Below are 11,290 nucleotides of genomic sequence, written 5' to 3'. Positions count from 1 at the left end.
GCTCGGTTCAAGAGTGTTCCAATTTTGAATTCTTTAAAAAAGTGGGAAACGGTCGATTCAACCTCGTGATTTTCTGATTTTTCTGGTAAAATATTAGTCATAAGACATCTCTCCTTTGAATGTTGTTATGGTGACTACATTTTACCAAAGAGAGGTGTCTTTTTGTGTGTTTTTTGATAATTATTTATAAGAAGTTTCAATAACCGCAAGGGTTAAACCTGGATATTCAACTGCAAAACTTGAGTTAATCAATAAATTCGAACTCAAAACCTTGAGTCGCGAAAAATTCCACGATGGCTTCTCGTCTGGTTGTGTTCCCTGGGATGACCAGAATCAGGTCATCTGTTGTCCGGTACTCCTTTAGCAATGGGATGACACTTGAGTCTACACCGACCGGGTTGTCATAATGGTCCGGCTGATAATAGTCTTCGTCGTCCAGTCCTGATAGACGGAATTCCTGCATGGTGTCGTATTCAGAGTACTCTTCGAATGAAAAGTCGTCCATTAAAATGACATCATACTCCCCAGCTGTGAATTGTGCTGTAAATCGTTCAGCCATCTGACCATGAGGAGTAAATGAAGCATAAGCTGTTTCGTTTGCTCCTTCAGGTTCCAGCAGACGATTCAATTCCTGAGACAGTGGTTCTTCTTCATCAAAATCTACTTCAGGTGCCAGAACAGTCAGGTGAAAATAGGTGATCGGACGATTGATCCAGTCAACCAGGAGGTATCCGCTCACAAGGAGTGCAAACAGGCTAAGAATCACATGCCACTTGTAATAGCCCTAGAGGTAGCTGAATTTTTCTTTATTTGACTCTTCGGATTGAAGTATTTCTTTTACTTTAGTCTTTGCCATATGTTTATCGTCCTCTTTACTCTCTGCATTTATTGCTCTTACTATTTTAGCATAGGCAAAAAGCGTGTTCAATCCGGGAAGAAAGTGTGACTATTTTTATACTATTTTTTCTCGACTGTAAAATCCAGCATTTACTGATTATTGTCTGTGTCTGGAACGAAAACGGTCATGTGGTGTTTTTTCACTTCCAGGTCAATTGGTAGCGAATCGCCCTCATCTCCATCTACATTAGTAACTATTTCCTTCTCATACCCTTCTTTCAGACTGATCGATCCTTTAGAAAATTTTCTGTAAAGAACATTCTCGTCGTCCGTGACATTTCCTGTAAAAATCTTTGGCACCAGATTGATTTTTTCAGCAATCGTATCTCCTCTCACAACGACTAGATGAAGGTACCCATCATCAACACTAGCTTCTGGTATCATGGTTGTAATCCCAGCTACCGAGTTGGTGAGTGCAACTAATACGAGAAATGAATCTTCATTTAGCTTTTCACCGTCCACATCAAACTTAAATGGGTACACTTCTTTTTCATTGATTGCCTTGACGCCTTCAATGACATACGCCAGCGGACCCAGTTTAGTCTTCTTCTCGATCGGCACTTCATGTACAGCATCCGGGATGGACCCGATAGCAACGATATCAACAAAGTACTGATCATTGATCTTCCCGACATCGATCACCCGTTTTGTCCGCTCTGTCAGCTTTTCTACCGCTTTTTTTGGATTCATAGGAATATCGAGCACTCTTCCTAAATCGTTGACCGTGCCAAGAGGTATGAAGCCGAAAGGTGGACGGTAGTCTTCAGGTGCAATTCCATTGATACACTCGTTTACAGTCCCGTCTCCACCTAAAGCATAAATAGCGTCTACTTCTTCACGGCAGGCTTCTCTGGCAAAATGAGTCGCATCCCCTTCTCCTTCTGTCCATCTCAATTCTACTTCACTATATAACTTCTCCAGCTCTCTTTTGACTTCTGGACCGTATTCTTCGCCCTCTTCCTTACCGGAGGTTGGGTTGACGATTACAACTGCTTTTGTCACTAGACTCGACTCCTTCTCAACAGGCTTTTTATAATAAGTATGTGCTCCTATCAGTGTACTTGAATGTAAGAAAATAGTCGAAAAAACAGCCTCGATCAATCAGGCTCAGTAATAGGCTCTACTGTAGGCATCTAAGACAATCAAGACTGCTTATAACTTCAATTCTTTATTTACAGTTCTTTTCCATTGGTTTCGATCACTTTCTTATACCAGAAATAACTGTCTTTTTTATATCGTTTCAGTTCCTTTTCATCCAGCTCTTCTCTATCGACATAGACAAAACCATACCGCTTCTGATAGCCGTTCAACCAGCTCAGAAGGTCAGTATAGCTCCATGTGCAGTAACCAAGAACGTTGACACCGTCAGTGATGGCTTCCTGAACCGCCTTAACATGTTTTCTAAGGAAATCGATACGGTAATCATCATGGATTGATCCGTCTTCTTCTAGTTTGTCATAAGCACCCAGTCCGTTTTCAGTAATCATGATGGGGAGGTTGTAGCGGCTGTCGATTCGTCTCAAGGCGATTCTCAGACCAACAGGATCGATATCCCAGTCCCAGTCTGTCTGTTCGACGTAAGGATTGTCTGCAGATTTAAATACGCCAGGCAGTCCACTTGCTTCGCTGCTTCCTTTTTTACCTGAAGTATTCATCTTACCTGCAGACACGCCGTCAATTGGATTATGTTCGACGGTTGCGGTCTGATAATAGTTCAGTCCCATGAAGTCAGGCTTCGCTGATTTAAGAAGAGCCATGTCCCCTTCTTCAATTGCAGGTGCCAACCCTCTTCTCTCCAGATACTTCCAGACAACCTTTGGGTACTCTCCGAAAACATATACATCCATCCACCAGTGAGCATTGAACGCTTCATTGTTTTCAGCTGCCAGCTGGTTCAATGGATGACTGTCGAGCGCATATGTCGGTCCATACGCAAAGCTTGGCCCGATCTGTCCGTTTATATCAAGTTCTCTGAAGCGTCTGATAACAGATGCGTTGGCAAGGTTGGCAATATGATTGGCCTGGTACATCCGTTTCTCGTCTACTACGTTAGGTGGATGCGCGGCCATGCGGTAACCTAGCATAATAAAAATGTTCTGCTCATTCAGACTGACCCAATATTTGACTTTGTTGTTGTAGCGCTGGAACAGAATGTCCGCATAACGCGTAAAGTCTTCGATGACCTGCCTGCTTTCCCAGCCGCCGTACTTATCCTGAAGTGCTTGAGGGATATCCCAGTGATACAGTGTCAGAACAGGTTCGATGCCATGAGCCAGCAGTTCATCGATCAGTTTATCGTAAAACTCAAGTCCTTTTTCATTCACTTCACCATCGCCGTCCGGTATGATCCGGCTCCACGCTACAGAAAAACGGTAAGCCTTGAGTCCCTGCTCAGCCATAAGGGCCACATCTTCTTTATATCTGTGATAATGGTCTACAGCCACATCACCAGTGGTTCCTTTAAAAGTCTTGCCAGGAATCTGCACGAACCGGTCCCATACCGACTCCCCTTTGCCGTCTTCTTTCGCTGCTCCTTCTACCTGATAGGCAGCTGAAGCTGATCCCCAGAGAAAATTATCCGGAAATGCATCCAATGTTTGATGATCCATTCTCTCACTCCCTGTATAATATCAATTCTCTTTCAGTATAACGGATTCATAGGAAAGTACCACCTATTTCACTGAATTTTTTCTTCATAAATCATGTGTGTGAATTATAACCGAAAGAGCTTACATCCATAACTTCAATGCAGTCCTTCTTTTCAGATTCTTTCATTGTAAAGTACCTCTCATTTGTGAATTAATGAATTATTGAATTATTGAATCTCTCTCAATTTCATGGTATGCTTTTTTAGAAATAGGTTGCAGGGTAACCACGTAGAAAGGATGATGGTCATGCCCAAAGTGATGATCGTATATGCCAGTCTGACTGGTAATACTGAAGAGTGTGCGGAAATACTGGAAGAGGCTTTTCAGGAACTGGGAGCTGAAGTAGAAGTCGTAGAAAGCGTCTTTGCGGATCCTGAAGACTTTACAGATGCTGACATTGCAGTAGTTGGTACATACACCTACGGAACGGATGCAGATCTGCCGGATGAAATTGTGGACTTTTATGAAGAACTAGAAGAAGTCGATTTAACTGGTAAAATTTTTGGATCATTTGGATCAGGTGATACGTTTTATGAAAAATACTGCAAATCAGTAGATGATTTTGATGAACAGTTTGAAAAAACTGGTGCTTTAAAAGGTGCGGAGAATGTTAAAGTCAATCTGAATCCTGAAGAAGAAGATAGCGAAAACCTTAAAGCTTTTGCACAGAAACTGCTTGATGCTTACAACAATCTTTAACCTTATGCTCTGTCCCAGGATTTATCACTTTTTTGATAAGTGACTAATCTTGACGGATGGAGTTTTTTTACATTCTTTTACAAAAGCGATTTCATTGGCACTCTATTCTATGTTTATGTATACTTTTCAATAGGTACTAATTATTAAGAAAGTAGGAATGGACATGGCATTAACTGATACGTATGAAATGAATAACGGGCTGAAGATACCTGTTATGGGATTCGGGACCTGGCAGGCCAGTGATGAAGAGGCCAAGCAGTCCGTCTTATGGGCACTTGAAGCAGGCTACCGTCACATAGATACAGCAGCTGCCTATAAGAACGAAGAAGCAGTTGGCGAAGCGATTAAAGAAAGTGGTGTACCGAGAGAAGAAATTTTCCTAGCAACAAAACTTTGGAACCGTATGCATGGCTATGAGAAAACAAAAGAAGCCATTGAAAATTCTCTAAGCAGACTCGATACGGACTATATCGATCTCTACCTGATTCATTGGCCAAACCCTATCTATTCGCGTGATAACTGGAAGGAAGACAATGCTGGCAGCTGGAAAGCGATGGAAGAGGCAGTCGAGGCTGGTAAAATCAAGACGCTTGGTGTGTCCAACTTCAAACCTCACCACCTTGACCCACTGCTTGAAACAGCAAAAATAAAACCCGCTGTCAATCAAATTTTACTTAACCCGAGTGATATGCAGCCTGAAGTTGTCAAATACAACAAGGAACATGGCATCGTATCAGAAGCTTACAGTCCACTTGGGACAGGTAAAATTTTTGATGTTGAAGAACTGAAAGAACTGGCTGAAAAATATGATAAATCAATTGCTCAGCTTGTTCTGAAATGGAGCCTTCAGCATGGCTTTCTCCCTCTTCCTAAGACAGTGACGAAAGAACGCGTTTGGGAAAATGCGGATATATTCGACTTTGAAATCAGTCCTGAAGATATGGCAGTCATAGACGGCCTTAAAGGACGTGCCGGAGAAGCGACCGACCCAGATACAATCGAATTTTAATTCTGACTTATATAAAAAAACCATCAGCTGCAGCAGATTCAAAAAATCTATTGCAGCTGATGGTTTTTTAGTTTGCTTGCTCAGTCAGACTTTTGCTCCATACTTCAATAGAGTGGTCCACGATATCATTGACTTTCTCAATCAACTCTTCGTCCGGCATTTCGTATTTGCCTTGTGCAGTTAGTATGGCAAAGCCATGGACTGCCGGCCAGAGAATATCTAGAAGCTGCTCTTTATCTTCTCTGCTTCGACCTTGTGCTTTTTCATGTCTATCCAGGACAAGATGAAGCTGATTAAAAATGTATGCATGCAATGTAGTGACATTAACTTCTCTTCCCATAAATAATGCAGCGAAGAGACAGCCTTCATTTTTCGAGAATAGTATATAATTTTTACACACATCACGGATCTGCAGCTGCTCATCTTCCAGCTTGAATATACACTCATCCATTTTATCTTGAACATAAGCAGTCAAGTTGACTTTTAAATCATCCATATTCTTAAATTCTTTATAAATTGGCTGCGTGGAAGCGTTTAAGGATTCTGCAATTTTTCTTGCAGTAAATCGGTTAAATTCTTCTTCACGCATTAATTCCAAAGCAGCATCCAGTATATGGTGCTTTAAGATTCTTCTTTTTCGAGGCATCGTCTTTCTCTCCTTGTGTCTCTTGATCAATATACCTTGCCAACCTTAACTCTTAAAAAATAGCATAACATATTTAACCACACCCGAAAAGGTGCTTTGTAAGAACATTCACCTTACTCACTGTCCAGTTACAAAATCATACATTTTATTCTAATAAAAGAGCGGCATTTTAATAATAATCATATTAGACTGTGATGGCTCTTCTTTTAGATTGTGACAAACTGTCATCTATGCTAAGATTACTAAGGTGAATAAAATTTTAGGAGGAATAAATATGGTCTTACCAAATTTTGAAAATAATCTGAAAAAATATGCTGACTTGCTCGTTTCAACTGGAGTCAACGTATCCGAAGGTCACACTGTTGTATTAAGTATTGATGTTGACCAGGCCCCTTTAGCACGACTCATTACTGAAGCAGCTTACAAAAGAGGTGCGAAGGAAGTCATCGTTAAATGGACAGATGATGTAATCACCCGTTCTACTTTCAAATATGCTCCAGAAGAGGTTGTGTCGACAGTCCCTCAGTATAAAGTGGATGAGTCTCTCGATCATATCGAAAAAGGCGCCAGCCGGATCAGTGTTCGATCTTCTAACCCTGATGCACTGAAAGGTCTAGACAGTGACAAGATTGCTGCTGCTCAAAAAGCTAATGGCCGTGCCTTTTCTGCTATGCGTAAAGCAACACAGTCAAACAAAGTCAGCTGGGTCGTTGCTGCTGCATCTGGTGAAAAATGGGCTGAAAAAGTGTTCCCTGAACTGGAAACTGCCGAAGAACGCGTTGATGCTTTATGGGACGCAATCTTCAAGGCTATTCATTTATATGATGAAGACCCAGTTGCTACGTGGGCTGAAAAAGACAAGACATTGGAATCTAAAGCTGAGGAATTGAATAAAGAGCAATTTGTTGCCCTACATTACACTGCCCCAGGAACAGACTTAACAGTCGGCTTGCCGAAAGGTCACCGCTGGGAAGGCGCTGGAAGCTTGAACGTCCGTGGCGAGCGATTCATGGCTAACATGCCTACTGAAGAGGTCTTCACTGCACCAGATGCAAACCGAGTTGATGGTGTCGTTGTTTCAACTAAACCATTGAGCTATGCCGGAACGATTATCGAAGGCATGACATTCCACTTTAAAGACGGAAAAGTTGAGAGCGTGACTGCTGATCAAGGCGAAGAGGTCATCAAGAAACTGATTGAGACAGACGAAGGTGCTGCTCGCTTAGGAGAAGTCGCACTCGTACCGGACGCGTCACCTATTTCTCAGTCAGGACTGACTTTCTTCAATACATTATTTGATGAAAATGCATCGAACCACCTGGCTTTAGGTTCAGCATATGCCTTCAACCTTGAAGGTGGGACCGAAATGTCTGAAGAAGAACTGAAAGAAGCTGGCCTGAACCGTTCAGATGTACACGTCGACTTCATGATCGGATCAAACGAAATGGACATTGATGGGATCCGTGAAGATGGAACCCGCGTCCCTGTATTCCGTAAAGGTGCCTGGGCGTAATATAATAGATGTTGAAACTCACTTGCCTAGCAAGTGAGTTTTTTCTTTTTTATGGCTTTGTTTGATTGAAGAGGGTGCTCAATGGGTCATATATTGATTTATGAGGCATTGGTGGTGCTAAACTGAGGATGAATGCCTCATATACTCCTTTTATGACGGTTTGAGACGTAATAAAAAGGGACAAATGCCTCATATCTAACTTATTTAAGGCATTCGTCTGTTTTATCTGTATTTTCCCCTTATTCTTTTACATAATACGTTCCTTTTCTGCTTCCTTTTTCTATATATTCCTTTGCCAGCGTCCTCTGGATACTATCTTTAGTAAAAAAAGTCCCACACCAGTCATAAATGACCGACGTTTTTAGATCGTAATCGGGAAACAGTAGACTAAAAGTCTTGATTTCATTCGATATGATACGCGTATTCAGATCGAAGAAGCCACAATGTGGACAATAGGCTGTTCGCCTATTTTTCTTTCTCAATGTCAGACTGCACTTCGGACAATAGACACCCTTGTTTAAATCTTCAAATGTATATTCAGGCACCTGAATATACCGATCTTCAGTTTTGTGAAGACGCAATAATCTATCAGCACATGCTTTTTGAGCAGCCCGAACTGGTACCGATTGCTTATTCATTTGGATAATATATTTTCTTATCTGCTGAGGCAATAGAAGACTTCTTTGCTCCACGTTTCGATAAAGCACAAAAAAATCATTAATAAATACTAATTGACCTTCTATTGGACTATTGATATCAATTTTTTCCAGGAGCATTCTTAGTAAGGTGCAGGATCTATTGAGCTGACTCAGTGGGTTTAGTATGATGTTACCATATGGATAGCTCTTAAGTTCATTTTCGTGAAATGTGTACTCTCCCTGATAATTCTTAATTTCAAATAGCATAATTTTGTTTCCAGTTATAACAATGGCATCAATCTGAAAAGTCTGTCGATTAATCTCCAGACTTAAATCCTGCATAATCAAATGCTCATCATTTAGTTCATCGAGCAGCTTGTCAAATTTCTGCTCACCTTCAAACCCTTTGATTAAATGATTTCTATAGTCATTATCTTCCGGATTCAACCCCTTTCTAATCGCCAGCTGGTTCAATATTTTCAACTGCATAGGTTCAGTTCTTTTCTTTATTATGATAAGTACCCTCTCCTTTGATAGCCTCTATTATATATACTGTCAAAAGAGTGGAATAATGATTAAATTCAGTTAGATATATCTTATGCAACGGATCACTGTCTACTCAATTTATTAGTTGCAATACATTTTATCTGCTGTATATAAGATAGTGGGAAACAAAAAAAGAGGCGTGTGCCTCTTTTCCTACTTTTATTAGGCATTTATCTTATAACTACAATCTTTCCGCTGTTTTCTATGTCTTTCAGTCATTAACGGAATCAGTACCGTCTATTCTGCTATGCTCAATGCCTCATATCTTACTTTTATGAAGCATTGGAATCAGTTTGAGAGCCGCGAATGCCTCATAATGGAGCTTTAAGAAGCATTGAGACATAAAAGTAAGAGACGAATGCCTCATATCTAACTTTTATAAGGCATTCGTCTCCGAAATTTCTAAATTTTCATACTCATCAGCTGTTCACCGTTAGCTGGATCGGTCTTGTCGAGCCACTGGAAGCCGACTTTTTTGTAGAACCCGATTGCGGCGTGGTTATCTGGAGTCACGCTTAGAACGATTTCTGATACGTTCCAATTATTAGAGATATACTCGATGATCACACGCATTACATCTGTCCCTAAACCTTTGCCCTGCACATCATGGCTCAGCATCAGACGGTCGAGCCAGATGTATTTTTCTTCTGAATTGTACGCTCCAATCATTGCAAAGCCGATCAGATCGTTTTCCGAATAAATTCCATATGGGTGCCAGTCCAGACTCGTGTCGTAAGCAGCTTCGAGCAGTGACTGGGCATTCGACTCGATATGGACAGTCTGTTCGTCAGACACCTTCAATTCTGTTACCTCACGCCAGTTTGCCTCATTGACCTCGACTAAGCTTATCATTCCACTTACCCTTTGGTCATGTTCTGAAGTCAGCTCAAGCGACCACGGAAGAGCTTTTTGCATCGACTTTGTCCAGAAGTCCCAGTTGTGTTCGCCGGGTGCTTCCATGTAATCGTGATCAAGCCCCTGATCCTTCAGCCATGTATGCAGCGCACGATTCTCTTCGATCAAAAAGTCTTCAGTTCCGCATGCCATGAACAGCTCCGGTTTGTTGGCACACCTTTCGATCAGTTTATAAATGTCCATCTCATCAGTGATCGCGCTATAGCTTTTGCTGCCAAGAAGATGCCAGACACGTCTGTTGATCGGATTATCTTCTGACAAGTCGTGGAATGGGTCATCTTTCTGGAAAATCCGACTCGACAAGGCGATGACTTTACTGAATACATTTGGATAAGCATAGCCATTTCTCAAAGCGCCGTAGCCTCCCATCGACAAGCCGCCGATAAAGGTGTCTTCTCTTTTTTCAGAAAGCGGAAAGAGCCGCCGTGTTTCTCGAATCAGCTCTTCTCCGATGAATTTTCCGTAATTGTCTTCGCTCGGATGATCGAAGTAAAAACTGTTTTCGCCGGATGGCATGATGACAGCGATGTTGTATTCTGTCGCCCATTTGACAATCCGAGTATTCTGGATCCAGTCTTCGTGATTCCCATCCCATCCGTGAAGCAGGTACAGAGTCTTTAGAGAACCACTTGTTTCTTCAATCGGTTCCGGGTCATACAAGGATTTTGTTGAAGATGGAATCACTGCTGAAAACGAAACTTTTCTCATCAATTCGCGAGATTGAAATGTTACGTTCAATGTAGCCATGTGTCACTCTCCTATTGAACAGGTCTCACCTGCTGCCTGTCTAAATTATTTTTCGTCAGAAACTTCTTCACCGTTCAGGATAACCTTATAACTTAAGTCAGCTTTCAGTGAGTTAGCTACTGAACAGTATTTCTCGTCACTTAGTTTGACCGCACGCCATACACGGCTGGCCGGTACGTCTCCGTCAACATGGACGGTCACTTCGATTGCCGTGAAGAACTTAGGTGGTGTGTCATTTCTTTCCCCATCAGTGTCAATTTCCATACGGCTGATTTTGTCCTGATACGGCTTCAAAATCATGTACATGTCGATACCCATGCAGCCTGCCAGACCGCCTAGGACGGTCTCCATTGGTGACGCACCTGTTCCGTCTCCTCCAGCTTCCTTGCGGGCATCCATTCTGACCTGGTTCCCGTCTGGATTAGTCATCGTGAAGGCCAGATTGCCTTCCCACTTTGTTGATACTTTCATCTTATCCACTCCATTTCATCTATTCATTACTTATTAAAGGATAGCATATTTACTTGAAAAAATGCACACGCAAAAAATGTTCCTCTACATAATCATTTAGCAAATCTTATTCATAATGCTTATTTTAAAGGTTTCATACGGTCAGCATGGCTCTTGATGACTCCCCAGGACCTGACTTCTGATCGATCAGTTTGAACGGGACATTGTAATAAGCCAGTTCCATAGCCAGAACGAGTCCTGTTGGTCCAACGCCTACAATCAGTACCTCTTTTTCTGACATGCAAGTTCACTCCTTTTTATTAATCAGCTCCGTCACTTATGCTTTCAGTGTATATGAGGGGGCTGATATTGACAACTGAGACAGCAGATTCGCAGGCTAATCGTTGCTTCAGCTGCTTGCTCTATCTTTTAAATGTCTTTATGTAAATGAAAATCTATGTGTAAAATAGTTGTCGGAAAGTAAAATAGTAGGGCAAGAAATTAAAGTAGACAAAAAGAAAGAAGACCCTTAATCTAGAGATAACCACAAATCCAGAAAAGAGGTCTTCTTATGAATCAAAT

11 protein-coding genes are annotated in these 11,290 nt (G+C 41.6%); 3 read left to right on the top strand and 8 right to left on the bottom strand.

Going from position 1 to position 11,290, the window contains the following annotated elements; all coding sequences use genetic code 11:
* Positions 1–244 precede the first annotated feature (244 nt).
* From ACYQ2O_RS07790 to ACYQ2O_RS07780, 3 genes are all read right to left on the bottom strand, one after another.
* Positions 245–766, bottom strand: coding sequence for a hypothetical protein (locus ACYQ2O_RS07790; protein WP_459796365.1), 522 nt, complete (start codon positions 764–766; stop codon positions 245–247).
* Between the two features lie 221 nt (positions 767–987).
* Entirely contained in the window at positions 988–1,899 is a 912-nt protein-coding gene (locus ACYQ2O_RS07785) for a diacylglycerol/lipid kinase family protein (protein ID WP_346025075.1), read from the bottom strand.
* Between the two features lie 170 nt (positions 1,900–2,069).
* On the bottom strand, positions 2,070–3,506 hold the full coding sequence (locus tag ACYQ2O_RS07780) for a glycoside hydrolase family 1 protein (RefSeq protein ID WP_346025076.1): 1,437 nt from the start codon (positions 3,504–3,506) through the stop codon (positions 2,070–2,072).
* Positions 3,507–3,791: 285 nt separating this feature from the next.
* Here ACYQ2O_RS07780 and ACYQ2O_RS07775 point away from each other — a divergent pair, with 285 nt between their 5' ends.
* Together ACYQ2O_RS07775 and ACYQ2O_RS07770 are read left to right on the top strand one after the other, a co-directional pair.
* Positions 3,792–4,244: a flavodoxin gene (locus tag ACYQ2O_RS07775; RefSeq protein WP_346025077.1), complete on the top strand. Its 453-nt coding sequence runs from the start codon at positions 3,792–3,794 to the stop codon at positions 4,242–4,244.
* 163 nt (positions 4,245–4,407) lie between these two features.
* Positions 4,408–5,253, top strand: a complete 846-nt coding sequence (locus ACYQ2O_RS07770; protein ID WP_346025078.1) for an aldo/keto reductase — start codon at positions 4,408–4,410, stop codon at positions 5,251–5,253.
* A 67-nt stretch (positions 5,254–5,320) separates the two neighbouring features.
* On the opposite strand, the gene ACYQ2O_RS07765 is transcribed toward ACYQ2O_RS07770, so the two are convergent.
* A complete protein-coding gene (locus tag ACYQ2O_RS07765; protein ID WP_346025079.1) occupies positions 5,321–5,899 on the bottom strand; it encodes a TetR/AcrR family transcriptional regulator in 579 nt (192 codons plus the stop codon).
* Between the two features lie 274 nt (positions 5,900–6,173).
* On the opposite strand from ACYQ2O_RS07765, the gene ACYQ2O_RS07760 reads away from it, so the two are divergent.
* Positions 6,174–7,412 (top strand): aminopeptidase, encoded by a 1,239-nt coding sequence (locus tag ACYQ2O_RS07760; RefSeq protein WP_346025080.1) that lies wholly within the window; start codon positions 6,174–6,176, stop codon positions 7,410–7,412.
* Positions 7,413–7,651: 239 nt separating this feature from the next.
* Here ACYQ2O_RS07760 and ACYQ2O_RS07755 read toward each other — a convergent pair whose 3' ends face one another.
* From ACYQ2O_RS07755 to ACYQ2O_RS07740, 4 genes are all read right to left on the bottom strand, one after another.
* On the bottom strand, positions 7,652–8,539 hold the full coding sequence (locus tag ACYQ2O_RS07755) for a nuclease-related domain-containing protein (protein ID WP_346025081.1): 888 nt from the start codon (positions 8,537–8,539) through the stop codon (positions 7,652–7,654).
* A 459-nt stretch (positions 8,540–8,998) separates the two neighbouring features.
* Positions 8,999–10,258, bottom strand: a complete 1,260-nt coding sequence (locus tag ACYQ2O_RS07750; RefSeq protein WP_459796363.1) for a GNAT family N-acetyltransferase — start codon at positions 10,256–10,258, stop codon at positions 8,999–9,001.
* 45 nt (positions 10,259–10,303) lie between these two features.
* Positions 10,304–10,729: an OsmC family protein gene (locus ACYQ2O_RS07745; protein WP_346025084.1), complete on the bottom strand. Its 426-nt coding sequence runs from the start codon at positions 10,727–10,729 to the stop codon at positions 10,304–10,306.
* A gap of 133 nt (positions 10,730–10,862) precedes the next feature.
* Entirely contained in the window at positions 10,863–11,009 is a 147-nt protein-coding gene (locus ACYQ2O_RS07740) for an FAD-dependent monooxygenase (protein ID WP_346025085.1), read from the bottom strand.
* Positions 11,010–11,290 lie beyond the last annotated feature (281 nt).

The organism is Alkalibacterium sp. m-11, from assembly GCF_054658155.1.
The sequence above is the reverse complement of the archived record's forward strand: the minus strand, read 5'-3'. Positions and strand labels throughout refer to the sequence as shown.